The organism is Paractinoplanes rishiriensis, from assembly GCF_016862375.1.
GTDB classification, from domain to species: domain Bacteria; phylum Actinomycetota; class Actinomycetes; order Mycobacteriales; family Micromonosporaceae; genus Actinoplanes; species Actinoplanes rishiriensis.
Map to the genome: position 1 here is coordinate 1 of NZ_BOMV01000058.1, position 21,994 is coordinate 21,994.

The following is a 21,994-nucleotide window of genomic DNA, read 5'->3' on the forward strand; positions in this document are numbered from 1 at the left end:
AGGTGCGCTACCAGTCTGCGCCACAGCCCCTTACCGCCCACCGGAACGCATCCCGTGGAACCGCAGCAAGGCTAACAGGTCGGCGACCCGCCCCGCGAACCGCCTCCCCCACCTACGCCGTGTGGTGCCGGCCTCCCGCCTCGTACGCGCGTCCCCGCAGTCCACCCGCCCGCCGGTAGGACACCGACGCCGCCGGCAGGTCCGACGGATCCCGGTCCAGGCCCATGGCCGCCCGCCGCACCGCCTCCCGCTGGGCCACGATCCGACGCTGCGCCTCCCGCCGGGCGGCCGCGCGCCGGGCCTGCTCGCGACGCACCTCGGCCTGCCGCGCGGCCAGCCACGCCGCCTCCCGGGCCTCGATCCGGCGGCGGCGCCGGTCGGCCAGGGCGCGGTTGCGCAGGTGCACCAGGTACAGCGCGAGCAGGCTGGCGGTCACCGCGAACCCGATCCAGAAGCCCGGACCGACCGTCAGGACCCCGACCAGCTCGATCACGTTGAGCAGCAGCAGGGCCGCGAAAACCCGGCGCCGGCGGACCACCGCGGGGGTGTGCCGGCGGGGCGGCGGGCGCCGGACCGGCCGCTTGCCGGTCACCACTCGGAGCCGCCGTTCCGGACGAGGAGAATCAGCCGGAACCGTAACCGTAACGGTCCGTCCGGGGTTGATCGGTCGGCGTCCGGGCACGGTGCGGCGACGGCGGCGGCGCTGCAGCACCCGCGCCGTCGACGACGCCCGCTCCGCGGCCAGCCGCTCGGTAGCGTCGTACCGGCGCACGAGCGCCGGTGCGAGAGCGAGCAGTCCGGCCGCGGCGAGGACGGCGAGGAGCACCGAGGTCGGCACCCTCACCCCTCCCGTCAGCTACGGGCGGCCCGCTTTACCTCCCCTGGCCACGGACCGCAAGACCCAATCTCCCCGAGGCTACGGGCGCGAGCTGCGGAAATGGGCGCGCCGCGCCGGGCGCGTCGCGGTGCAAGATCAGGAGACTAGGCGCGTACGCGTCGCCAGCGCGCCAGCAGGCCACCCTCGACGGCGACTTCCTCGCTGGTCAGGGCATATCCAAGATGGTCGCGCCAGCCGCCGTCGATGTGCATGTAGCGCTGGTGGTAGGCCTCCTCGCGGAAGCCGAGCTTCTCCACCACCCGGCGGGATGCCTTGTTCTCCGGGCGGATGTTGACCTCGATGCGGTGCAGGCCGCCGGCGCCGAACGCGTGGTCGACGGCCAGCGCCAGCGCGGTGGGGATCACGCCACGGCCGGCCACCCGGGCGTCGACCCAGTAGCCCGCGTACGCGGAACTGAATGCCCGCCGGACGATGTTGCCCAGGTTGAGGTGGCCGACCAGGCGCTCGTGACCGTTTTCGCGCAGGCACACCGCGAACGGCATGCTGTCGCCGCGCCGAGCGGCCCGCTTCATGTCCTGGTAGACGTAGCCGTAGGCGCGGGTCGAGTTCATGTCGGCCCACGGGCCGGGCGGCGCCGACTCCCAGGGGGCCAGCCAGGCCTGGTTGGCGACCCGCACCTCGGACCAGGCGCGCGCGTCGCCGCGTTTGTAGGGGCGCAGCAGCACGGGACCGTCCGCCAGGACGGCAGGCCATCCGGGCGTGGACCCCAGCATCTATCGCCTCCGGTCGAGAAGCAGCACATCCACGGTCGAGCCGGCCGCCGCCGTGGTGACCCGTTCGCCGAGCACCAGCAGACCGTTGGCCTCGGCAAGGCCGGAGAGAGTGTACGGCCCACCGGCGAGCGGTTGCACCGTGTAGCCCCCGCCGCGCCGCTCGGCCACCGCAGCCGGCCGGAACTCGCGCAGTCCACCGGGCGACGAGACGGTCTCCAGCAGGTGCGCCTTGACGCTGCGGCGGAACACCGGTTCGGCCCCCGCCAGCAGCTGGATCACCGGCCGGGCCAGCACCTCGAAGCCGATCAGGGCGGCGCCGGGCTCGCCGGGCAGGCACACCACCGGCACCTCCTCGCCGCCGACGGTGCCGAACCCGAGGGTCGCGCCGGGGCAGAGCGCCACGTCGGTGAACTCGACCGCCCCCCGCCCCGGGTCGCGGCGGGACAGCACCCGGCGCAGCATGTCGCCCGGCCCGGTGCCGGTGCCGCCGGTCGTGATGATCAGATCGGCCCGCAGCGTCTGGTCTTCGAGCAGGCCACGCAGGCCCTCCGGGTCGTCGTCGCAGATGCCGATCCGGTACGCGAGCGCGCCTGCCTCGACCGCGGCGGCGGTGAGCGCGTGCGAGTTGGCGTCCACCACCTGCCCGGGCTGGCTGGGCCGGCCCACGTCGACCAGTTCGTCGCCGGTGGCCACCACCACGACCCGCGGGCTGGGCCGCACCACCACGTGCCCGATGCCGGACGCCGCGAACGTCGCCACCATCGCCGGCGACACGTAGGTGCCGGCCGCGGCGAGCACCTGCCCGGCGGCCAGTTCCTCGCCGGTGCGCCGGACCCCGGAGCCGCGTTTCGGGGCGTGCAGGATCTCGACCGCGGCCATGCCCTGGTCGGTCCAGTGCACCGGCACCACCACGTCGGCGCCGAGCGGCAGCGGCGCGCCGGCCGCCACCGAGAAGCAGGTGCCGGGGGTCAGCCGGACCGGGCGCCAGCTGGCCGCGCCGAGGTCGCCCACGACGTTGAGCCGGACCGGCCGCTGCCCGCCCTCGAACTTGCCGAAGGACGGGTGCGAGCCGACCCGGCCGGCCGACGACAGGTCCTCCCACCGGGCCGCGTATCCGTCGATCGCGGCCTGGTCGAAGGCGGGGTAGGGATGTGGCGCCAGCACGTCGTTGGCCAGTACGTTGCCGTGCGCCTGGGTCAGATCGAGGTCGAGCGGAGGCAGCGCCCGCAACCTGCGCAGCACGCTGCCCAGGTATTCGGCGAGAGGCATCAGCTCGTTGGCGGCCGCCTCGGTATCGGCCGTGGCCGTCATCCTTTCGCACCGCCGGCGACGAATTCGGCGAGCCAGCCGCGGAACTCCTCGCCCAGGTCAGGCCGCTGGCTGGCGAGCATCACCACGGCCTGCAGGTAGCCCAGCGGCATGCCGGTGTCGTACCGGTGGCCGCGGTAGACGATGCCGTGCACCGGCGTGCCGTCGGCCAGCAACTGGGCCATCGCGTCGGTCAGCTGGATCTCGCCGCCGCTGCCCGGCTTGGTGTCCCGGATCGCCTCGAAGATCGAGCCGGGCAGGATGTAGCGGCCCAGCACGGCCAGGTTGCTCGGTGCCTCCTCGGGTGCTGGCTTCTCCACCAGGCCGGTCACCTGCACGATGTCGTCGCCCAGGTCGGACGGGGAGACCGAGGCGATCCCGTAGCGGGACGTCTCCTCGGGCTTGACCTCCATGAAGGCGAGCACGATGCCACCGGTACGCGCCTGCAGGTCGAGCATGGCCGGCAGCAGCGGCTTGTCCTCCTCGACGAACTCGTCGCCGAGAAGCACCGCGAACGGGTTGTCACCGACGTGCGCGGCGGCGGTGCCGACCGCGTGTCCCAGGCCGAGCGCTTCGCCCTGACGGACCGTGTAGATGTCGGCGAGCTCGCTGGTGCGGCGGACCGCGGCGAGGCGTTCCCGGTCGCCCTTCTCCTCGAGCCGGGCCTCCACGTCGGGCCGACGGTCGAAGTGGTCCACCATGGACGTCTTGCCCCGGCCGGTGACCAGCAGCACGTCGGTGATGCCGGCGGCCGCGGCCTCCTCCACGATGTACTGGAGGACGGGCCGGTCCACCACCGGCAGCAGCTCTTTCGGCACGGCCTTGGTGGCCGGCAGGAACCGGGTGGCGAGACCGGCCGCGGGAATGACTGCCTTGACCGCCCGGCGGCCGGGCGCATGCGCGTTCGTGGTCATCGAGGTCACCGCACCTTCACTCAGTCGTGCCCTGGGTATTCCGCGAGACTATCGGCCACGCGTCTGGCGCGGCGGCTGCGGCCCACCCGCTGCGTTACCCGTGGGACCAAAGTTAACCTCGGGTACGCCTGAGGACATCTCGGCGAGGCGATATGTGTCGCGGCCCGCTCGTTTGGCGGCGTAGAGAGCGTCGTCGGCGGCGTGCAGCACCTGCTGGGCGTCGGCGCCGTGCTCCGGGAAAACGGCCACCCCGATGGACACCGTGACCGGGATCCGGTCGGGCTGACCGGGCCGGCGGGGTTCGATCGGCACCGGCCGGGCCCGCACCGCGGCGCCGAGGCGCTCGGCCACGATCGCCCCGCCGTACGCGTCGGTCTCCGGCAACAGCACCACGAACTCCTCACCGCCCTGACGGAACGCCACGTCGACCTCGCGCAGCCCGACCCGGATGCGCCGGGCGAACTCGCCCAGCACCGCGTCGCCGGCCGCGTGCCCGTACGTGTCGTTGACCTCCTTGAAGTGGTCGAGGTCGAGCACCAGCACGGCCAGCATGCGACCGAACCGGTTCGCTCGTTCCACCTCCCGGCGCAACGATTCCCGCAGGTAACGGTAATTCCACAAGCCGGTGAGCGGATCGGTGAGCGAGAGCCGCTGGGCCTCCTCGTGCACCCGCACGTTGTGCACCGCGACCCCGGCCTGCCCGGCGAAGGTACGCAGTGTGTGCAGGTCACCTTCGTCGAACTCGTCACCGCCGACCCGGTCGTAGAGGGCCAGCACGCCGAGCGTGGCCGGGCCGTTGTCGGGCACCAGCGGATCGTCGACGGTGGCCGGCGCGCAGATCGGCACCGCCACGTAGGTGCGGCACGGCGGTTCGGCCGAGCCCACCTCGCCCTGCCCGCGCCGCGCCTCGTTGCCGGCCGCGACCGCGCCGAGCACCCCGGAGCCGACCGGCAGGCGCAGCTTGGCGAGGTCGGCCTCGGGCACGTCCCAGTCACCGGTGAGACCGACCGCGCAGCGTGCCACCAGGTGCCGGCCGGTCGGGTCGAGCAGCAGCACCAAGCCGGCCCGGGCGCCGGTGGCGGCCAGCGCGGTCCGCAGGATGACGTGCAGGATGCGGTCGACGTCATGGGTGCTGGACAGCGTCTCGCCGAGGATCGCGAGGTGCCCGCGCAACTGGTCCCGGCTCGCGGTGAGGGCCTGCACGTAGGCCTGCAGCTCGCGGGTCATCCGGTTGAAGGTCGAGGCGAGCCGGCCCAGCTCGTCGGGCCGCGGAATCGGCACCCGGGTGTCCAGATCGCCGCCGGCCACCAGGTCGGCGGCTACCGCCAGTTCGCCCAGCGGCCGGGTGGTGGAGTGTGCCAGCCAGCGCGCCACCAGCACCGCGACCAGGCCGGCCGACAGCACCACGGCGAGCAGCACGGCGTACAGGAATGTGGGTTTGCTCCTCGGCACGGTGAGCGTGAGCGGCAGCGGCTGGCCGGACTCCACGCCGAGCCGGCGGTTTTCCGGTGTCTCCGGGCCGTCCAGGGTGATCTGCGCGCCGCTGCTGGCGGCCAGCCGATCGAGGAAGGCATCGTCGATGAGCTGGGCCGCAACGACCGTGAGGGGGCCCGAGGTTGCGGTCGCGGTGATCGCGGCGGCCGGTCCGTCGGCCGGATTGGCACAGTCCTGCCAGCCGTCGGTGTCACTCATCCGGGTGCCGGGCGGCGCCGGCGGCGTCTCTCCGGCGATCCGGATGTCGCTGGCCAGCCCGCGTGCCACCAGCTGGTTGGCCACCGCCGCACGATCACCCGGCGGCACCACGGCGACCGCGTCGGCGGCGGTCTGCAACTGCCGGCAGACGGCGCCGATGCCGGTGCGTACCGTGGTGGCAGCATGATCGAGTCGCTCGTCCGCACGATCCTGACTCACCGTGGCGACGGTCGTCGCGACGAAGATGGAGCCGAACAGAACCGGACCGAGCACGACCACCAGGAACGCGGTGGTCAGCCGGCCACGAAGCGTCACGCATCCTCCCGGGAGTGGCCCTCTTTGGAGCGATGCTGACATAGTGTGCCCCGTTTGCCGCTTTTCGTAAGGGGGTGTTGCATGTCCGATTTGACCGATGATGCGGAAGGATCACGAGCAGCCAAGATCGCACTGCGCAGTCGTCTGATTACAGCACGCCGCCATTTACTGCCCGCCACGCGCCTGGCGTTCGCCGATCAACTTCAAGGTCAAATTCAGGCGCTCGTACGCCGTGAGCACCCGTCCACCATCGCCGCGTACGTGCCGGTCGGTACCGAACCCGGCGGCGCCAACCTGCCCGATGTCCTGGCCGTGCATGCCCGCGTCCTGCTGCCGGTGCTGCGCGACGACGACGACCTCGACTGGGCCGGGTACGACGGCGAACTGAGCCCCGGTCCGCGCGGCCTCCTCGAACCGCCCGGCCCCCGGCTCGGCGCGGACGCGATCCGCTCCGCAGACCTGGTGCTGGTGCCGGCGCTGGCGGTCGACCGGCGCGGCCGGCGGATGGGTCGCGGCGGCGGTTCCTACGACCGGGTCCTGGCCCGGCTCGACGGCGCCGCGCCGACGGTGGCCCTGTTGCACGACGGCGAACTGCTCGACGAGGTACCCGCCGAACCCCACGACCGGCCGGTCGACGCGGTGATCCTCCCGGGCGGGACCGTCACCCTCAACCCGGCGGCCGAGTGGACGAAATGACCTCCGATGCCGCAGGATTGGCACTCGGAGTTGGCGAGTGCCAGCAGCCGAGCTTTCGGAGGAGCCGTGCCCACCTATCAGTACGCCTGCACCGAGTGTGGTGACCAACTCGAGGCGGTCCAGTCGTTCTCCGACCCGGCACTGACCGAGTGCCCGGCCTGCCAGGGCAAGCTCCGCAAAGTCTTCAACTCGGTGGGCATCGTCTTCAAGGGCTCCGGCTTCTACCGCAACGACTCCCGCTCCGGCGCCGGCACCGGCTCTGACGGCGACAAGGCTCCGGCCGCGAACGGCGCCGCGGACTCGTCCTCGTCCTCTTCCTCGACGTCGTCCGACAGCGGCTCGTCGTCCTCTTCCTCGACCTCGACCGCGTCGCCGTCCACGTCTTCTACGTCTTCGTCTTCCTCGTCGTCCAGCGTAACCAAGGCGCCCGCGGCCTCCTGAGTTATCCACAGCGCGCGGTTGTCCACACGGCCGCAGCGGGCGATCTCCCGCCTGCCCTAACTTCGTCCCCGGCGCCCACGACCGCGGCGTCCCGGACGGAAGGGCAGGACGATGGGTGTAACGATGGCCCAGCCCCAGGCACATGGGTCCGCACGCCGCACGCGCGGCGACGGGCGCCTGGACCCCGTGCACCGGCATCGGCCGGCCCGCGGCACGCTGCTGCGCCTTGCAGCGGTCGCGGCCCTGCTGGTGACCGCCGCCGCGACGTCGTGGTCACCCGCGCAGACCTGCGCGGCAGAGGGCGGCGTCGCGGCCGTTCCCCCCGTCTCCATGCCGGCCGCGGCGCCGCACCCGAGCGGTTGACCGGGTGATGCGGTGCAATCGGCTGGGCGGAGCCGGCTACCAGTGCGGCGGCCGGTCCTCCAGGAGCCGCTCGTCGTTGGAGTCACCGCGCTCGCCCCAGCCCCGCTCGGTGTCGTCACGGGTCTGATCCGGCAGGACGACGGCCTCCTCCGATTCGAAATCGACCTCGCGTTCGGCGTCGTTGTCACGCTCTGGCTCATCCAGGATGTCCACGCGTACGAGGTTAGGCCGCGCCGCTTCAGCCGTCTTCCCCCTTCGGCTGTACCGTCAGTGAACGTGAGTTCCCCCACCGGCGCCCCCGACGACGCGTACTGGCAGCGCCCCGACCCGGCCGCGACTCCCCCGCCGGCACCGGCGCGCCGACCGGAGCCGCCCGCCCCGACCTACGCCGGCCCACCGACAACCCCGTCGCCGTCCCCGCACTGGCGCCCGCCCACGATCGCCACGCCCCCGCCGCCGCGCGCCCTGCCCCCGCAGGACATGGACGCCCTCGACGAGGCCGAGGGCTCGGCCCGCACGGTGACCTACGGCATCGGCCTGGTGGCAGGCGCCATAGCCCTGATCCTGATGTGCCTGCTGTGCGCCCGAGCCCTCTTCTAGTCGTGCCCAAACAGCCGCGCCCCGCCGGCGCGGCAGGTCAATCCCGTCGGGTCTTCCCGCGACCTAGTACTGCCCCCACACCGCGGTCGCGCCCGAGTCGCCGGTCTTGAAGACGTAGTAGCCGGACAGGCCGGCCAGCACGATCATGACGGCCGCCAGGCCCCACTCGGCAGGCTTCGCCAGTGAGCCGGCCTTGCGCAGGGTGAGTCCCACCATCACGAGCGAGACCAGGCCGAGCCCGAGTGCGAACCAGAGGGTCAGCCCGCCGTAGCCCATGTGGTCGTCGAGGATCTCCTTGCCCGGACCGGAGAGGCCCTGGGCCAGCAGCCGGTCGTAGAGTTCCTCCCCCGACGCCTTGGTGACGAACGTGGCGGCCGGAGCCACGATGGCGAGCAGCGCCACGGCCCAACCGATCTTTGGTCGCCAGGCCGGCACCAGGGCGTACACGACGGCGCCCAGCGCCAGGAGCGGGACAAAAATAACCGCCGCATGCAGGACGAGTGCGTGCACCGGCAGGCCGTTGACTTGGTCGAACAAGGCGCCTCCTCGATCGTGGGACGGACCGCCAGCTTAGAAGTATCTGACGGCGCAAGCATCCGCTGTGTGCGCATACGTCTGCTCGGCCGTTCCGGTTCACCCACTGGTCCGATCTTGTGATATCCCCAGGTAGGAGATCTTCGGTGTTGGGGTTTCGCCGGAACCGTGCTGTCATGGACCAATGTCCACCGGTGAGGATTTGCTGCGCGCGAACGGACTGCGGGTCACCAAGCCGCGCCTCGCCGTGTTGGAGGTTCTGCACGAGGGCGGCCACCTCGAGGTGGAAGACATCGCCAACCGCGCCCGCACCCGCCTCGACTCGGTTTCCACCCAGGCCGTGTACGACGTGCTGGGCGCGCTGTCCCGGGCCGGCCTGGCCCGCCGCCTCGAACCGGCCGGCAGCCCCGCCCGCTTCGAGGCCCGCGTCGGCGACAACCATCACCACATCGTCTGCCGGGGCTGCGGCGCGATAGCCGACGTCGACTGCGCGGTGGGCGAACGCCCCTGCCTCACCCCCAACGACCGCCAGGGCTTCGAACTCGACGAGGCCGAGGTGACCTTCTGGGGCCTTTGTCCGGCGTGCCAAACCCGCCGCCGCGCCGACACCCTGGCCTAGCACGCGCCCCACCCCTCTTACCAGCGCCTCCACCCCGCCGACGGCGGGGTCAGGAGAGGGCGGCTGCCCGTTCCATGGCGAGTTCGCTGGCTTTGGTCACCCGGTAGCGGCGGGGCAGGGTCGACATCACCGTGGCGATCAGCAGGCGCAGGCCGCGGGCGGAGAGGTCGGCGGTCAGGTCGATGGTGGGCCAGCCGAGGCCGCCGTAGAGCCGCCGGGCCCACGGGGGCAGCAGGGCGACGGCGGTCGCGGCGATCGCGGTGTAGGCCCAGCGGGTCGGCCCCAGGTTGAGGCCAAGGCGCAGGACCCGGCTGCCCCAGAGTTCGGGCGCTGGCGGAACGGTCAGGAACAGGGCCGCCTCGGCGCTGTCGCGGGTCAGGGCCAGATCGGGCTGCATCCGCTCGTAGTAGGCCGCCACCTCGGCCGCCGTGCCCGGCACGGTCGCCGGGTCGAGGCCGATCAACTCGGCCGCGCGCAACTGTTCGGTGTAGTAGCCGTCGATCTCGGCGGGTGTCAACCGCACGCCGGCCCGGGCCGCCGTGGTCAGGAACGACTCCACCTCGGCCACATGCACCCAGCGGAGCAGTTCGGGCTCGTCGACCCGGAACCGCTCGCCGGTGCGCGGGTCGATCGCCGACAGCCGGGAGTGCAGCCGGCGCACCCGGCGCGCGGCCGCGTGGACCTCCTCGGTGGTGCCCCAGACGATCGCGCCAACGTACGCCGATGTCCGCAGCAACCGCCCCCACGGGTCGGCCCGGTAGCCGGAGTTTTGCATCACCGCGGCCACCGCGCGCGGGTGCAGCGCTTGCAGGTAGAGCGAGCGCAACCCGCCGAGCAGCAGGATCGGTTCTCGATGCAGCCGCCAGGTGACCGAACCCGGCCCGAACAGACCCACGTCCCCAGTCATGCGATCCAGATTGCCACGGATCACCGCCAAACTTGAACTCGTTCAGGAAGGGCAACCCCGTCAGGTGCCCAGGTGCTCCACCGCCGTCCACGGCTCCCTCGCGACGGACTCCTGACCGGCCGGGCAGACCCGCCGGAAATCACACCAGCTGCACAGCGCGCCGGGAGCGGTCGGAAACTCGGTGTCCGGGTCGGCGCCGTCGGCCACCGCGCGCTCGGCCGTCATGATGTCGCGGGCCGTGTCCTCGGCGCGGCGGAGCTGACGGGCCAGGGACTCCTCGGTGTGCTCGTGCGCCGCGACCGTGCCGCTGGGCAGATGGTGCAGCTCGACCCGGTGACACGGCCGGCGGAAAACCCGCTGTGCGGCGTACGCGTAAAGCGCCAAGGCCTGCGAACCGCGCGCGTCGTCGGCGTCGAGGCCGGACCGGCCGGTCTTGTAGTCGACGATCACCGCCTCGGTGCCGGACGGGCCCATCCGCGAGTCGATGCGGTCGGCGCGGCCGTTGAAGGCGAGCACCGCGGTCTTGGTCGCCACCACCCGCTCGACACCGAGCGGTTCCTCCTGCGGATCGAGGGTCGCCACGTAGGTCTCGAGCCACTGCAGGGCCTGCCGATAACTCGCCCGCTCCTGGTCGACGTCGCGGTAGCCCTCGCGGACCCATGTTGATTTGAGAAGGGTCGGCAGTGCACCGGGCACCCGGCGGTCGGGCGGCAGGGCGAACCAGTTTTTCAGCGCGGTGTGGACGCTGGCACCCAGCGAGTTGTGTGCCCAGGGCGGCCCCTTGGGCGGGGTCGGTCGGTCGACGTAGGAATATCGGTAGCGGCGGGGGCAATCCGCATAGGCCCCGAGCTTGCTGGGCGTGCAGACGAAGAGCCGCTCGGGCATCCCGTCGAAGCCGAGCTGCTCGGGGACCGCGTTGCGGGATCTGGTGGGGGCCACGGGGTAATCCTGCCAGCCGGGTACGACAGGAATGTCAGCCCGCGGCCGTGTACAGCCGCACGAAAGCCGCCACCGCGTCCGCGATCAGCTGAACCGCGATGGCCGCCAGCAGCAGGCCGGCGATCCGGGTGAGCACCTCGATGCCGCCCGGCCGGAGCAGCTTGACGATCACCCCGGAGAAGCGCAGCACCAGCCAGACCACGACCATCACCAGCAGGATGCCGAGACCGATCACCGCGTACTCGTCGGCGCCCCCGGCCCGCTGCACGAAGAGCATGGTGGCCACGATGGCACCCGGTCCGGCCAGCAGCGGCGTCCCGATCGGTACCAGCGCGACGTTGCTGGTACCGACCTGTTCGGCGGGCGTGTCGGCCTTGCCGGTGAGCAGTTGCAGGGCGACCAGGACCAGCAGCAGTCCGCCGGCGCCCTGCAGCGCGGGCAGCTGGACGTGCAGGTAGTCGAGCAGGGTCTGCCCGGCCACCGCGAAGCCGACGATCACGCCGAGCGCCAGCAGCACTGCCTGGGTGGCCGCCTTCATCCGGGCCCGGCCGGACATCGACCCGGTCAGCGCCAGGAAGACCGGCACCATGCCGGGCGGATCGACGATCACCAGCAGAGTGACGAGAACCTCGCCGAGCAGCTTCAGATTCACCCGATCAAGGTAGGTGCTGGGTGATCAGCCGAGCACCGGCACCCCGGTCGCCGCGGAGACGATTTTCTCGTACGCCTCGGGCGCCGTGCTGAACGCGCCTAGCTGGACGGTCTTGTGCGTACCGTGAAAATCGGACGATCCGGTAACCACCAGCCCGAGCTGATCGGCAAGATCCCGGACGTGCTCCCGCTCCGCCGGCGAGTGGTCCTCGTGATCCGCCTCCAGTCCGAACAGGCCGTTGTCGGCAAGCTCGGCGATCAACCGGTCCGGCACCACCCGGCCGCGTGACGTCGCCCGCGGATGCGCGAAGACGGCCACCCCACCGGCGGCTCGGACCGCGCGTACCGCCTCAAAAACATCAAGGTCCGCCTTCGGTACGAAGTACCGCGAGCCCAGCCACTGCGAGGCGAAAGCCTCGTCGGTCGTGCCGACCAGACCGGCCCGGATCAGCGCCTGCGCGATGTGCGGCCGCCCCACCGAGCCACCGGCCGCGTAGCCCCGCACCTCGTCCCAGGTGATCGGCACGCCGTCGGCTCGCAGTTTGGTAACGATCTTTTCGGCGCGTTGCTCGCGGTCACTCCGGAGAGTGGCGAGGTCGCCGGCCAGCCGCGGTTCGGCCGGGTCGAAGAGGTACGCGAGCAGGTGCAACGGCACGGCCGGGCGGGCGCCGAACCACCGGCAGGAGAGTTCGGCACCGCGTACCAGACGCAGACCCGGCGGCAGCGATGCCGCCGCGTCCGCCCACCCACCGGTGGTGTCGTGATCGGTGATGGCCATCACATCGAGGCCCGCGGCCGCCCCTGCGGTGACCAGTTGCGCGGGGGTGAGAGTGCCGTCGCTGGCCGTCGAATGGCAGTGCAGGTCGATTCGGGTCACCCGAAAACGCTACCGGTACGGCCTTTAGGCGTCGTCGCCGTCCCCGTCCTTGCCGAGCCGTGCCTCGACCGCCTGCGGCTCGTACATCTCCTCGACCACGCGCAGGTACAGCTCGTTGGGGTTGGGCAGATGCTTGACCTCGCGGAGTGCCTGGTCCTGGCCGGCCGACTCGAGGACGAATGTGCCGTAGCTCAGCATCCGGCCGAGTGCCGACTGTTCGTACTTCATGTCGGTCACCCGCAGGAGCGGCATCATGGCCACCCGCCGGGTGATGATCCCGTTGACCACCATCACCCGTTTGTTGGTCAGGATGAAGCGGTCGAAATACCAGTCGAAGACCTTCCACGCCACCCAGCCGATGACGCCCAGCCAGATCAGCACCGCGACCGTGACCAGGCCGTCCACGTGCTGCCGGGTCAGGAAGCCGGCCAGGTAACCGAGGGCCAGGGTGGCGCCGGCACCGATGCCGAGCGGCCCGGAGAGGTGGATCCAGTGCCGCTTCCACTCACCGCGGTAGCGCTCGGTGGGGAACAGGTAGCGGGCGACCAGTGTGGTCGGCTCGTCCTCGAGCGGGAGTACGCGGCGAGGTCCGCCGCCACCACCCTCGGGGCCGAGACCCTCGAGTTCCTCCTCGGTGAACACGGGCGCTTCATATTCGCCCGTGTCAGTGGCGTAGCCGGCGTCGCCCGAGTAACCAGCGTCTGGCGAGTAGCCGGCGTCGGGCGAAAAGCCCGGACCATCCGAATAGGTGCGCCGCCGGGCGTAGGCGGGATCGTCGAAAGCCGGGTCGTTGTACCCGAAACTGTCGTCGTCGTCCCGAGGGCGCCCAGCACCCTCGCCTCGAGGCTCGCGCGGCTCAGCAGGACCACCCATATGGTGATGCTAAGCGACGAGGTTAGTGAAGAACTGGCCGAAGCCCCGGGCAATATCGGCGATGGTCCCTCCGAGGGAGGAGAACACATCGGCCGCCGAACTCGGGTTGAAGGCGATGAAAAAGATCAAGAACGCGATACCAAGCCAGGTGAGAACCTTCTTGATCATGGCGGGCCTTCTCCTGTAGGTGCGGGTGACGGTCAGCGCCGCGGCAGTACTGACGGTATCAGCTTCGTCGCTCCGTGTGAACAATGTGACCGAAAAGCCGATACCGTTCCCGCAGGTCAAGCCCCAAGTATCAGGCCCGGCCCTGCAGATATGGCGACGGCGCTCCGTACACGAGCTCGGGTGGCACCCCCTCGGAGAGATCGTGCAGAACGACGTGCTCTGCGAGGAAGTAACCCGCGCTTGCCGGCCACGCTACCGCATAGAGCCACATTCCTTTGGCCTCACTCACGTAGGCACTTCGATCTTCCGGGGACTTGACGCACCACAGTGGAGTGGGGTGTCCCGCGGCCTTGATCTTGGCATGTGGACCTTGGTGTCCATTGGGGTCCGCGAGGGCCTCGGCAATCAGATAACCAGGGTCGATGCCCGGAATGCCGGCGAATCGCGTGCCCAGTCCGACGCCCGGTTGCTCGGCGATCAGCACCACATCGGCCGGTCCGCCACCGAGCGGCTCCGGGCCGCTGCAGGAGACCGCGCTGGCGCGTACGCCCGCCCGGTCGTCGCCGGCCCAGCCGACGCCGGTGACCATCCATCCGGCGGGCAGCGGCCACGGACACCAGAACGGCACCCGGTCGGCGCTGCGCGCGACCGGGCGCAACATGCTCTCGACGATCTCGGCGCTGATGTGCTCGGCCACGTGGAACGGCGGCACCTCGCCACAGTTGTCACAGCGCCATGCGGTGTGCATCAGATCCGGCTTGCGGACCTGCGCAGCGCACCTGGGGCAACTCACCGTGACACCCACCCACCTACCGTGCGGCTCCGGCGTGTCCTCGTCAAGCGGATCGGCAATACCCGGACGTATCAGAAAGATTCACTCCGGCGGGGGTCCCGCGTGCGCGCGAACCCACGCGTGCATCGCAATTCCGCTGGCCACGCCGGCATTGATCGACCGGGTCGAGCCGTATTGCGCGATCGAGAACAACTCGGTGCAGGCCGCGCGGGCGATGTCGGACAGACCCGGGCCCTCCTGTCCGAAGAGCAGCACACAGTGCCGGGGCAGGGCGCTGGTCTCCATCGGCCGGGAGCCGGGCAGGTTGTCGATGCCGATCACCGGGAGGCCCCGGTCGGACGCCCAGGCCACGAACTCGTCGATGGTCGGGTGGTGCCGGACGTGCTGATAACGGTCGGTCACCATGGCGCCGCGACGGTTCCACTTGCGTAGCCCCACGATGTGGACCTCGGCGGCCAGGAACGCGTTGGCGTTGCGCACCACCGTGCCGATGTTGAGGTCGTGCTGCCAGTTCTCGATCGCGACGTGGAAGTCGTGGCGGCGGCGGTCCAGGTCGGCGACCACGGCCTCGCGACGCCAGTAGCGGTAGCGGTCGACGACGTTGCGGCGGTCACCGTTGGCCAGCAGTTCGGGGTCGTACTGCGGGCCGGTCGGCCACTCACCCGCCCACGGACCGACGCCGACCTCGGCGGACTCGTCCTCACCCGCAATCATGGGCGGTTACGCTACCCAGCGGCCCCGCGTGAGCGGGCAGGCCGGGTGGCTCAACGATCCGGCCAGGACGCAATGACGGGACGCAATGAGCGGCGGGGCCCTCCCCGGCACCCGCCGCCCACGCTCTGGTTGGGCATCAGTCTGCCTTACCGTGAGTATCGCGGTGAAGGGCTCTCAAATGTGAGGGAAGTCACATTTAAGTTTGTTTCCTATTACTTTCGGTGCTCGCGGACGGCCGATCAGACAGTGGTCCATCCCCGACCGAGGTGCCATGTCGGAGTTTTCTGGACTAAACGGACGTCACCAGTTGCAGCGGAACTGGGAGCGCTCTCCCTACTTATCGTTACGATGAGTTGCTCAAGGCCAACACCGCGTCTCGAAATCGTGCCCCAGCACACGTGTCATCGCCCGCGCGCCGGGAATGACGAAGGGGGACGATGGGTTTGAACGCACGCAAGCCAATTTTCCCGTGGACGGAGACATCATGGCGACGGTTGCGCTGACCGCTGAGAACTTCGACGAGGTCACCGGCAAGGACGGCATCGTCCTGGTGGACTTCTGGGCCAGCTGGTGCGGCCCGTGCGTCCGCTTCGCTCCGACATACGAGCGGTCCTCCGAGAAGCACCCGGAAATCACCTTCGGCAAGGTCGACACCGAGGCGGAGCAGGCACTGGCCGCGAAGTTCGACATTCGCTCGATCCCGACGATCATGGCCGTCCGCGACGGCGTCATCGTCTTCTCGCAGCCGGGGGCCCTGCCCGAGTCGGCGCTGGAAAACCTGATCGAGCAGGTGGAAAAGCTCGACATGGAGGACGTACGCAAGCAGCTCGCGGCGCACAGCCACTGAGTTCGGCGGCGACGTTCGGCCCGCGGACCCTCCCCGGTCCGCGGGCCGTTTCTTTGCTCGACACGCCGGCCCGCCGACACGCCCGCGGGCGACTGGACAACGAGATCGAACATGTGTTCGAATCTCGCCATGCGATGGTCCAACCTGTCGGCTTCTCACGGCGGCGACCCGCTCCCTGACAGGGCGGCGCCGGCGGCTCCACCCCTGCCGCTGGCGCTGCCCGGGGCGACCGTCCGCACGTTCGACACCCCGGGCTTCGCCGGCATGACCTTCTACGAGATCCAGGCGAAAAGCCTGATCAACCGCGTGCCCGGTCAGTCGCGTGTTCCGTTCGAGTGGACCGTCAACCCCTATCGAGGGTGTTCGCACGCCTGCTCCTACTGCCTGGCCGGTGACACGCCGATCCTGATGGCCGACGGCACCACCCGCCCCCTGGCCGACCTCCGCCCCGGCGACGCCATCATGGGCACCATGGGCGCCGGTCCCTGCCGGCGATACGTCCCCACCACCGTGCTCGACCAATGGACCACGTCGAAACCGGCGTTCCGGGTGACCCTGGCCGACGGCACCCGCCTGGTCGCCAGCGGCGATCACCGGTTCCTCACCGACCGCGGCTGGCGGCACGTCAGCCCGGCCGAGCCGCACCTGCCGGCCCTGGCCGTCGGCGACCTGATGTTCGGCGTCGGCCACTTCGCCGAGCCGCCCAAGGAGACCCCCGACTATCAGGCCGGCTTCCTCTGCGGGCTCATCCGTGGCGACGCCTCACTGGCCGACGGGTCGAGCCGTGAGGGCGACGCCTGGATCCGCGCCGACGGCTACCTCGAGGACCTCCCGCTGCACGAGGCGCTGCGCTGGCCCGAGCAGCCGTCCGGCGGGTGGTACCGCGGTTTCCTGGCCGGCGCGTTCGGCGCCACCGGCCGCAGCGACCGCCTGGCCATCTCGTTCACCAGCGGCGACCAGCTGTTCCTCAGCCGGGTCACCGACGCGCTCACCCGGCTCGGACTGCCCAGCCGGGCGCCCGTCCGCACCCGGCCCGGCATCAGCGGCAGCGTCGAGATCGACCGCGACCTGTGGGCCGCGCTGCGCTTCCGCCACCTCACCGGCATCGACGGCGCCCCGCTGGACGCCTCGGGTGTCGGCGTCCGCAGCAGTCGCGAGTTGGCCGTCGCCGACATCGAGGAACTCGGTCTGACCCTGCCGCTGTTCGACATCAGCACCGGCACCGGCGACTTCATCGCCGACGGCGTGGTCAGCCACAACTGCTTCGCCCGGCCCACCCACCGCTATCTCGACCTCGACACCGGCCACGACTTCGACACCAAGATCGTGGTCAAGGTCAACGCGGGCGAGCTGATCCGCCGCGAACTCGCCGCGCCCCGCTGGTCCGGCGCCCCGATCGCGATGGGCACCAATGTCGACGTCTACCAGCGCGCCGAGGGCCGCTACCGGCTGATGCCCGAGATCCTGGCCGCCCTGCGCGACCGCGCCAACCCGTTCTCGATCCTCACCAAGGGCACGCTGATCCTGCGCGACCTCGACCTGCTGCGCCAGGCCGCCGAGGTCACCCACGTCGGGCTTGCGGTCTCGATCGGCTTCCTCGACCAGACCGTCTGGCGCTCGGTCGAGTCGGGCGCGCCCAGCCCTCAGCGCCGCCTCGACGTGGTCCGCCGGCTGACCGACGCCGGCTTCCCGGTGGCCGTGCTGATCGCGCCGATCCTGCCCGGCCTCACCGACACGGCCGAGTCGATCGACGAGACCGTCGCCGCCATAGCTGCCGCCGGCGCCACCAGCGTCACGCCCATCCCGCTCCACCTGCGCCCGGGTGCCCGCGAGTGGTATGCGGCCTGGCTCACCCGCACGCACCCGCAGTTGGCGCCGCGCTACCGGGAGCTGTACGGCAACGGCTCCTACGCGCCGCAGACCTACCAGGACGAGATAGGCGCCCGGGTCCGCATGGCAGCCCGCCGACACGGCCTCCACCGCCCCGACCCGGTCCAGGCCCGAACGGTCAACCCAGACCCCACGCCCCAGCCGACGACACGACAGCTGACCCTGCTGTAAAAAGCCGCACCTCCGCCCGCTCCCGCCCTTCCCCGCCCCTCCGCTATCCGACGGATCTCCCCTGCCCGGCCGCCCCAGAGCGACCGCGCCCGGCCGCTTCCGTCCAACCGCCCCTACCCCCACCCTTCCGACGACCGCTCCTAGCCCGACCGCCTCCCCACCGCTCGGCTTCTCCGGACCAACCTCCCTTCCGCTTGCCTCTGCTCCCCGACCACTCGCCCCTCCCGACTGACCACGCCCTGGAGCACCTCGGTCTCGCGCTGGCTGAGTGCCTCGGAGATCAGGATCGCGTCGGGGTTGGTGCGGGCGCGGCCGGCAGTGCCGAGCCTGGAGCTGGCGGCATTCGCTCCGGCCCACCGGCGGCGAGCCGGTCCGCCGGCTGACCCCGGCCCGCACACCTGACCGACCGCTCCCACCTGACCGACCGCTCCCACCTGACCGACCGCTCCCACCGGAGCGCCGCGCGCCGTGGCACCGCGTCCGTCGCCAGGCCGGGCGCCGACGGCTGGGCTACCCACTCACTCACCGATGCACGGCGGCCGTTGGGCCGTGGCCCCGATCGGCCCAACCCCAAGTGAACTGTCCATCAGCCGAACCCGGCCGACGATCGGCTGTGACCAACGGATCAGTGCGAGAAAGGAGGCCGTGACTACAGTCGATGACATGAGGAGCGCACAGCAGATCCTGGCGGAGGCCAACGTCATCGCCGTGGTCGGCGCGTCTCGGGATCCGATGAAGCCGTCGCACACCGTTCCGCTCCAGATGCTTCGGCACGGGTGGCGCATCATTCCGGTGAACCCGTTTGTGGACGAGATCTTCGGGGTGCGGACGGTGCCGTCGCTCGCTGCGATCGACGGGCCGGTGGACATGGTCAACGTGTTCCGGCCGGCGCGCGACGCGGTTGAGGTGGTTCGGCAGGCGGTTGCGATCAAGGCACCGGCGGTGTGGCTGCAGAGCGGCATCGTGTCGGCCGAGGCTCGGCGGATCGCCGAGGAAGCGGGGATCGACTACGTCGAAGACCGTTGCCTCGCGGTCGAACGGGCTTCTGGGCAGCTCAGCAAGCTGGCCTGATCGTGTGAATTCGGCGCTTATCGCTGCGGTCGGCGTCGCAATCCATGGACACGTGCGGCTATCGCGGCCTCCGCTTCCCCTCGGCGAGTACGGTGCCCCGGGGAACTAGGAGGACCTGATGACTTATCCGACGTCCGGTGGCACGCCGGATCCATATCAGCAACAGCAGCCCGGCTACGGGCAGCCGTACGACCCGACGCAGCCGTACACGCCGGACCAGCCGGCCAGCGGGCAGCCGTCCTACGGCCAGCCGCCCACCAGCGGCCAACCGTCGACTTACGGCCAGCCGCCCACCAGCGGCCAACCCTCGCCGTTCGACCAGTCGTCGCCATACGGGCCGCCGGCCGGACTAAAGCAGCCCGACGGCTACGGTCAACAGCCCGGCTACGGGCAGCAGCCGGGCTACGGACAGCAGCCCGGCTATGGGCAGCCCGGCTACGGCCAGCCCGGCTATGGGCAGCCGCCCTACGGGGCGGGGCCGTACGGCCAGCCCTACGTGCCCGTGGTGGCCACGACCAACACGATGGCGATCCTGGCCCTCGTGTTCGCGTTTGTCTTCCCGCCGGCCGGCATCGTGATGGGCCACGTGTCCAAGAAACAGATCCGGCAGACCGGTGAGCAGGGCGAGGGCCTGGCCACTGCCGGTCTGTGGGTCGGCTACATCTACACGTCGCTGTTGGTGCTGGTCTGCGTCTTCTATATCGTGCTGTTCGCCGTCATCGGCTCGACAGCCGGCAACAGCTCCACGTTCTGATCCGGGCGCCGGGCCGGCCCCGCGAACGGTGGCCGGCCCGATCGCTCAGCGGAACTCTGCCTCGCGCACGCTGTTGCCGCCGTCGACGACCAGCATCTGGCCGGTGATGTAGGAGGCGGCCGGGGAGCACAGGAAGGCGATCGCGGCCGCTACCTCGTCGGGGGCGCCGGGACGCCCTATCGGCGTGCCCAGACCCTGCTTGATCTCGGTCACCGTGGAGGCGGCCGTGTAGATCGTGCCCGGAGCCACGCAGTTCACGTTCACGCCGTCGGCCACCAGTTCCATGGCGAGGGCGCGAGTCAGGCCGACCACGCCGGCCTTCGCGGCCGCGTACGCCGCCTCGGTCGGCAGGGCGTTGACCGGGCCGGCGGTGGCTGCCAGGTTGACGATCCGGCCCCAGCCGCGTTCGGCCATCGCGCCCTGGAAGGCACGGCTGCACAGGAACGCGGTGCCCAGGTTCCGGTCGATCTCCGACTTCCACTCGTCGTAGGTCAACTGGGCCACCGGGCGGAGCACCTCGGGGCTGGCCCGGCTCGCCAGGCCCGCATTGTTGACCAGCACCTCGACGTCACCCAGCTGGTCGGTGATCGCGTCAGCGAGCGCGCCCACCTCGGCCTCGTCGGTCAGATCGGCGACAAAGCCGGTCACACCGAGTTCGGCAGCCCGGTCGTGGATGCGCCGGGTGGTCGAGACGATCGCCACCCGGGCGCCCAGGTCGCGCAGCCGGCGGGCCGTCGCGTACCCGATGCCGTCCGGACTGCCCGCGCCCGTGACCAGCGCAACCTTGCCATCCAAGCGCAAGGTGACGGGCGCTTCGCCCGGCGCGGAGTCCGGGTCGACCGGCATGTCCGGCAACGTGGTACGCGGCCGGCGCCCGGCCGCGGGGCGGGTGGCGTCACGCCGGGAACGGCTGCCGCTGGAGGAGCGGGCGTCGAAGACCATGCGGCGATCCTGCCGCTTCCCGTGGGCCAGGGCAAACATCGCACCGATCGTGGCGCACTCAAGGGAGGTAGGAGGGGCCGATTACAGTGACGTCCGCAGACATGTCGAGGAGGCCGAGATGACTTACCCCTACCAACCCGGCCCACCCGACCCGACGCCGCCGCCGACCGACCCGCCGGTCCAGCCTTATCAGCCGCCGTCAGCGTCGCCGTCGCCCTATCAGCCGCCGACGGCCTACCTGCCGCCCACCGAATACCAACAGCAGCCCGGCTACCAGTCGCCGGCCGATTACCAGCAGTCGGGCTACCAGCCGCCGGCCGAATACCAGCAGCAACCGGGCTACCAGCCGCCGTCGGAGTTCCAGCCGCCGGCAGAGTTCCAGGCGCCGTCGGCCTACCAGGCGCCGACCTATCAGTACCCGCCGCCGACCATGTACCCGCCGTACGGCTACCCGGTGACCAAGCCCACCGAGGGCATGGCGATCGCCTCGCTCGTGGTCTCCTGCGCCGCGGTGCTCGGCATGTGCGGGTACGGCCTCGGCGGCATCATCGGCGTGGTCGGCGCCATCCTCGGTCACGTCGCCCGCGGCCGGATCAGCCGCAACGGCTCCCAGGGCGCCGGCATGGCGCTGGCCGGCATCATCGTCGGCTGGGTGATGTTCGCGATCACCGTGATCATCATCGTCGGCCTGATCGTTGCGATCGCCAACGACGCCGGTTCCTAAGCGCGGGGCGGGAGCGACAGCGGACGGGCCGGCGCCTGCGGCACGAAGATCAGCGGCGCGTCGGCTCCGTAGCGTCCGAGCAGTTCCTGCCGGGCCTTGTCGACGTCGTCCGTGCCGATCTCGACCCCGGACCCGTCGTGCCGGGCGCCGACACTGACGATGTGCAGGCCACGGTGCGACCAGAAGGCCAACTCGGCGATCACCCGGTCGTGCCAGGCGTCCAGGGCCTCGGCCGAGTGGCGGGCATTCCGGACAACAATGCAAGAGCTTTCGGCCGTACGCCGAACAAAGTCGTCGAACGCCTCAGCCGGCACCCGGTACACGATCGCCCGGACGCGTTCCTGATCGACCTCGATCCCGGCGAAGCTCTCCGCGAACTCCGCCCGCCCGGCCCGCTCGATCCGCTCCATGGCCGCCGCCAACTCCACCGGCGTGGTCGGCATCGTGTGACTGCCCACCGTCACACGCGCCGGAACCCGGGCGTTGCCACACCCGAGCGTGCTCCACCCGTCCTCCGGCCCGCCGGGCTCAGCCCGCGGGTCACCACAGCCCCCGCTCACGAGCGCCACCGCCCCCAGCA

The 21,994-nt window shown here is 71.0% G+C and carries 27 protein-coding genes and 1 pseudogene; 10 read left to right on the plus strand and 18 right to left on the minus strand.

Going from position 1 to position 21,994, the window contains the following annotated elements; all coding sequences use genetic code 11:
- Nucleotides 1-112: 112 nt before the first annotated feature.
- From sepX to Ari01nite_RS26115, 5 genes are all read right to left on the minus strand, one after another.
- Complete coding sequence (gene sepX / locus Ari01nite_RS26095; RefSeq protein ID WP_203784814.1) at nt 113-838, minus strand: divisome protein SepX/GlpR; 726 nt, start codon at nt 836-838, stop codon at nt 113-115.
- A gap of 143 nt (nt 839-981) precedes the next feature.
- Entirely contained in the window at nt 982-1,611 is a 630-nt protein-coding gene (locus tag Ari01nite_RS26100; protein WP_203784815.1) for a GNAT family N-acetyltransferase, read from the minus strand.
- Nucleotides 1,612-2,922, minus strand: a complete 1,311-nt coding sequence (locus tag Ari01nite_RS26105) for a molybdopterin molybdotransferase MoeA (protein ID WP_203784816.1) — start codon at nt 2,920-2,922, stop codon at nt 1,612-1,614.
- Entirely contained in the window at nt 2,919-3,833 is a 915-nt protein-coding gene (locus Ari01nite_RS26110) for a UTP--glucose-1-phosphate uridylyltransferase (protein ID WP_203784817.1), read from the minus strand. The genes Ari01nite_RS26105 and Ari01nite_RS26110 overlap by 4 nt, the downstream gene beginning before the upstream one ends.
- A 48-nt stretch (nt 3,834-3,881) precedes the next feature.
- Nucleotides 3,882-5,840 carry a GGDEF domain-containing protein gene (locus tag Ari01nite_RS26115; protein WP_239163037.1) on the minus strand — a complete coding sequence of 653 codons (1,959 nt, stop codon included), beginning with the start codon at nt 5,838-5,840 and terminating at the stop codon, nt 3,882-3,884.
- An 81-nt stretch (nt 5,841-5,921) separates the two neighbouring features.
- Between Ari01nite_RS26115 and Ari01nite_RS26120 the strand changes: the two genes are divergently transcribed.
- Nucleotides 5,922-6,536 (plus strand): 5-formyltetrahydrofolate cyclo-ligase, encoded by a 615-nt coding sequence (locus tag Ari01nite_RS26120; RefSeq protein WP_203784819.1) that lies wholly within the window; start codon nt 5,922-5,924, stop codon nt 6,534-6,536.
- Nucleotides 6,537-6,542: 6 nt separating this feature from the next.
- Nucleotides 6,543-6,695 (plus strand): annotated as a pseudogene (locus tag Ari01nite_RS50060) (FmdB family zinc ribbon protein); the annotation flags it as partial.
- A 62-nt stretch (nt 6,696-6,757) separates the two neighbouring features.
- On the opposite strand, the gene Ari01nite_RS50065 reads toward Ari01nite_RS50060, so the two are convergent.
- The gene (locus tag Ari01nite_RS50065) at nt 6,758-7,003 is read right to left on the minus strand and encodes a hypothetical protein (RefSeq protein ID WP_239163043.1); all 246 of its coding nucleotides are present in this window, start codon (nt 7,001-7,003) and stop codon (nt 6,758-6,760) included.
- A gap of 160 nt (nt 7,004-7,163) precedes the next feature.
- On the opposite strand from Ari01nite_RS50065, the gene Ari01nite_RS26130 reads away from it, so the two are divergent.
- Nucleotides 7,164-7,340, plus strand: coding sequence for a hypothetical protein (locus Ari01nite_RS26130; protein ID WP_203784821.1), 177 nt, complete (start codon nt 7,164-7,166; stop codon nt 7,338-7,340).
- A 36-nt stretch (nt 7,341-7,376) separates the two neighbouring features.
- On the opposite strand, the gene Ari01nite_RS26135 is transcribed toward Ari01nite_RS26130, so the two are convergent.
- Complete coding sequence (locus tag Ari01nite_RS26135; RefSeq protein WP_203784822.1) at nt 7,377-7,553, minus strand: hypothetical protein; 177 nt, start codon at nt 7,551-7,553, stop codon at nt 7,377-7,379.
- Nucleotides 7,554-7,616: 63 nt separating this feature from the next.
- Here Ari01nite_RS26135 and Ari01nite_RS26140 point away from each other — a divergent pair, with 63 nt between their 5' ends.
- The gene (locus Ari01nite_RS26140; protein ID WP_239163038.1) at nt 7,617-7,940 is read left to right on the plus strand and encodes a translation initiation factor 2; all 324 of its coding nucleotides are present in this window, start codon (nt 7,617-7,619) and stop codon (nt 7,938-7,940) included.
- Between the two features lie 63 nt (nt 7,941-8,003).
- On the opposite strand, the gene Ari01nite_RS26145 is transcribed toward Ari01nite_RS26140, so the two are convergent.
- Nucleotides 8,004-8,477 (minus strand): DUF2231 domain-containing protein, encoded by a 474-nt coding sequence (locus Ari01nite_RS26145; RefSeq protein ID WP_203784824.1) that lies wholly within the window; start codon nt 8,475-8,477, stop codon nt 8,004-8,006.
- A gap of 181 nt (nt 8,478-8,658) precedes the next feature.
- Here Ari01nite_RS26145 and Ari01nite_RS26150 point away from each other — a divergent pair, with 181 nt between their 5' ends.
- Nucleotides 8,659-9,093, plus strand: a complete 435-nt coding sequence (locus Ari01nite_RS26150) for a Fur family transcriptional regulator (RefSeq protein ID WP_203784825.1) — start codon at nt 8,659-8,661, stop codon at nt 9,091-9,093.
- 49 nt (nt 9,094-9,142) lie between these two features.
- Here Ari01nite_RS26150 and Ari01nite_RS26155 read toward each other — a convergent pair whose 3' ends face one another.
- The 8 genes from Ari01nite_RS26155 to Ari01nite_RS26190 all read right to left on the minus strand — a co-directional run bounded on the left by Ari01nite_RS26155 (nt 9,143) and on the right by Ari01nite_RS26190 (nt 15,015).
- Nucleotides 9,143-10,000 carry an oxygenase MpaB family protein gene (locus Ari01nite_RS26155; protein ID WP_203784826.1) on the minus strand — a complete coding sequence of 286 codons (858 nt, stop codon included), beginning with the start codon at nt 9,998-10,000 and terminating at the stop codon, nt 9,143-9,145.
- A 60-nt stretch (nt 10,001-10,060) separates the two neighbouring features.
- Complete coding sequence (locus Ari01nite_RS26160; RefSeq protein ID WP_203784859.1) at nt 10,061-10,885, minus strand: RecB family exonuclease; 825 nt, start codon at nt 10,883-10,885, stop codon at nt 10,061-10,063.
- Nucleotides 10,886-10,973: 88 nt separating this feature from the next.
- On the minus strand, nt 10,974-11,591 hold the full coding sequence (locus Ari01nite_RS26165) for a MarC family protein (RefSeq protein WP_203784827.1): 618 nt from the start codon (nt 11,589-11,591) through the stop codon (nt 10,974-10,976).
- 24 nt (nt 11,592-11,615) lie between these two features.
- The gene (locus Ari01nite_RS26170) at nt 11,616-12,467 is read right to left on the minus strand and encodes a PHP domain-containing protein (protein WP_203784828.1); all 852 of its coding nucleotides are present in this window, start codon (nt 12,465-12,467) and stop codon (nt 11,616-11,618) included.
- A 24-nt stretch (nt 12,468-12,491) separates the two neighbouring features.
- Nucleotides 12,492-13,340, minus strand: a complete 849-nt coding sequence (locus Ari01nite_RS26175; RefSeq protein ID WP_203784829.1) for a PH domain-containing protein — start codon at nt 13,338-13,340, stop codon at nt 12,492-12,494.
- A 9-nt stretch (nt 13,341-13,349) separates the two neighbouring features.
- On the minus strand, nt 13,350-13,628 hold the full coding sequence (locus Ari01nite_RS26180; protein ID WP_203784865.1) for a hypothetical protein: 279 nt from the start codon (nt 13,626-13,628) through the stop codon (nt 13,350-13,352).
- A 10-nt stretch (nt 13,629-13,638) separates the two neighbouring features.
- On the minus strand, nt 13,639-14,313 hold the full coding sequence (locus Ari01nite_RS26185; RefSeq protein WP_307837786.1) for a DUF6758 family protein: 675 nt from the start codon (nt 14,311-14,313) through the stop codon (nt 13,639-13,641).
- A gap of 69 nt (nt 14,314-14,382) precedes the next feature.
- A complete protein-coding gene (locus Ari01nite_RS26190) occupies nt 14,383-15,015 on the minus strand; it encodes a TrmH family RNA methyltransferase (protein WP_203784830.1) in 633 nt (210 codons plus the stop codon).
- A gap of 484 nt (nt 15,016-15,499) precedes the next feature.
- Here Ari01nite_RS26190 and trxA point away from each other — a divergent pair, with 484 nt between their 5' ends.
- The 4 genes from trxA (at nt 15,500) to Ari01nite_RS50970 (ending at nt 19,748) form a co-directional block, all read left to right on the plus strand.
- Nucleotides 15,500-15,862 (plus strand): thioredoxin, encoded by a 363-nt coding sequence (trxA, locus tag Ari01nite_RS26195; RefSeq protein WP_203784831.1) that lies wholly within the window; start codon nt 15,500-15,502, stop codon nt 15,860-15,862.
- 129 nt (nt 15,863-15,991) lie between these two features.
- On the plus strand, nt 15,992-17,923 hold the full coding sequence (locus tag Ari01nite_RS26200) for an intein-containing Rv2578c family radical SAM protein (protein ID WP_203784832.1): 1,932 nt from the start codon (nt 15,992-15,994) through the stop codon (nt 17,921-17,923).
- Nucleotides 17,924-18,586: 663 nt separating this feature from the next.
- The gene (locus tag Ari01nite_RS26205; protein ID WP_203784833.1) at nt 18,587-18,994 is read left to right on the plus strand and encodes a CoA-binding protein; all 408 of its coding nucleotides are present in this window, start codon (nt 18,587-18,589) and stop codon (nt 18,992-18,994) included.
- A 118-nt stretch (nt 18,995-19,112) separates the two neighbouring features.
- Complete coding sequence (locus Ari01nite_RS50970) at nt 19,113-19,748, plus strand: DUF4190 domain-containing protein (RefSeq protein ID WP_203784834.1); 636 nt, start codon at nt 19,113-19,115, stop codon at nt 19,746-19,748.
- 45 nt (nt 19,749-19,793) lie between these two features.
- On the opposite strand, the gene Ari01nite_RS26215 is transcribed toward Ari01nite_RS50970, so the two are convergent.
- The gene (locus tag Ari01nite_RS26215; RefSeq protein ID WP_203784861.1) at nt 19,794-20,690 is read right to left on the minus strand and encodes an SDR family NAD(P)-dependent oxidoreductase; all 897 of its coding nucleotides are present in this window, start codon (nt 20,688-20,690) and stop codon (nt 19,794-19,796) included.
- Nucleotides 20,691-20,808: 118 nt separating this feature from the next.
- On the opposite strand from Ari01nite_RS26215, the gene Ari01nite_RS26220 reads away from it, so the two are divergent.
- Nucleotides 20,809-21,414 carry a DUF4190 domain-containing protein gene (locus tag Ari01nite_RS26220; protein WP_203784835.1) on the plus strand — a complete coding sequence of 202 codons (606 nt, stop codon included), beginning with the start codon at nt 20,809-20,811 and terminating at the stop codon, nt 21,412-21,414.
- On the opposite strand, the gene Ari01nite_RS26225 is transcribed toward Ari01nite_RS26220, so the two are convergent.
- Nucleotides 21,411-21,857: a hypothetical protein gene (locus Ari01nite_RS26225; RefSeq protein WP_239163040.1), complete on the minus strand. Its 447-nt coding sequence runs from the start codon at nt 21,855-21,857 to the stop codon at nt 21,411-21,413. The two genes, Ari01nite_RS26220 and Ari01nite_RS26225, sit on opposite strands and share 4 nt — an antisense overlap.
- Nucleotides 21,858-21,994: the final 137 nt, after the last annotated feature.

Bases quoted from the DNA above. Each gene is read 5' to 3' on its own strand.
- Ari01nite_RS26155 (WP_203784826.1), bottom strand. From the start codon at position 10,000: ATGACTGGGGACGTGGGTCTGTTCGGGCCGGGTTCGGTCACCTGGCGG.
- trxA (WP_203784831.1), top strand. From the start codon at position 15,500: ATGGCGACGGTTGCGCTGACCGCTGAGAACTTCGACGAGGTCACCGGC.
- Ari01nite_RS26200 (WP_203784832.1), top strand. From the start codon at position 15,992: ATGCGATGGTCCAACCTGTCGGCTTCTCACGGCGGCGACCCGCTCCCT.
- Ari01nite_RS26100 (WP_203784815.1), bottom strand. From the start codon at position 1,611: ATGCTGGGGTCCACGCCCGGATGGCCTGCCGTCCTGGCGGACGGTCCC.
- Ari01nite_RS26160 (WP_203784859.1), bottom strand. From the start codon at position 10,885: ATGCCCGAGCGGCTCTTCGTCTGCACGCCCAGCAAGCTCGGGGCCTAT.
- Ari01nite_RS26120 (WP_203784819.1), top strand. From the start codon at position 5,922: ATGTCCGATTTGACCGATGATGCGGAAGGATCACGAGCAGCCAAGATC.
- Ari01nite_RS26150 (WP_203784825.1), top strand. From the start codon at position 8,659: ATGTCCACCGGTGAGGATTTGCTGCGCGCGAACGGACTGCGGGTCACC.
- Ari01nite_RS26205 (WP_203784833.1), top strand. From the start codon at position 18,587: ATGAGGAGCGCACAGCAGATCCTGGCGGAGGCCAACGTCATCGCCGTG.
- Ari01nite_RS50970 (WP_203784834.1), top strand. From the start codon at position 19,113: ATGACTTATCCGACGTCCGGTGGCACGCCGGATCCATATCAGCAACAG.
- Ari01nite_RS26220 (WP_203784835.1), top strand. From the start codon at position 20,809: ATGACTTACCCCTACCAACCCGGCCCACCCGACCCGACGCCGCCGCCG.
- Ari01nite_RS26110 (WP_203784817.1), bottom strand. From the start codon at position 3,833: ATGACCACGAACGCGCATGCGCCCGGCCGCCGGGCGGTCAAGGCAGTC.
- Ari01nite_RS26225 (WP_239163040.1), bottom strand. From the start codon at position 21,857: ATGCCGACCACGCCGGTGGAGTTGGCGGCGGCCATGGAGCGGATCGAG.
- Ari01nite_RS26215 (WP_203784861.1), bottom strand. From the start codon at position 20,690: ATGGTCTTCGACGCCCGCTCCTCCAGCGGCAGCCGTTCCCGGCGTGAC.
- Ari01nite_RS26175 (WP_203784829.1), bottom strand. From the start codon at position 13,340: ATGGGTGGTCCTGCTGAGCCGCGCGAGCCTCGAGGCGAGGGTGCTGGG.
- Ari01nite_RS26190 (WP_203784830.1), bottom strand. From the start codon at position 15,015: ATGATTGCGGGTGAGGACGAGTCCGCCGAGGTCGGCGTCGGTCCGTGG.
- Ari01nite_RS26105 (WP_203784816.1), bottom strand. From the start codon at position 2,922: ATGACGGCCACGGCCGATACCGAGGCGGCCGCCAACGAGCTGATGCCT.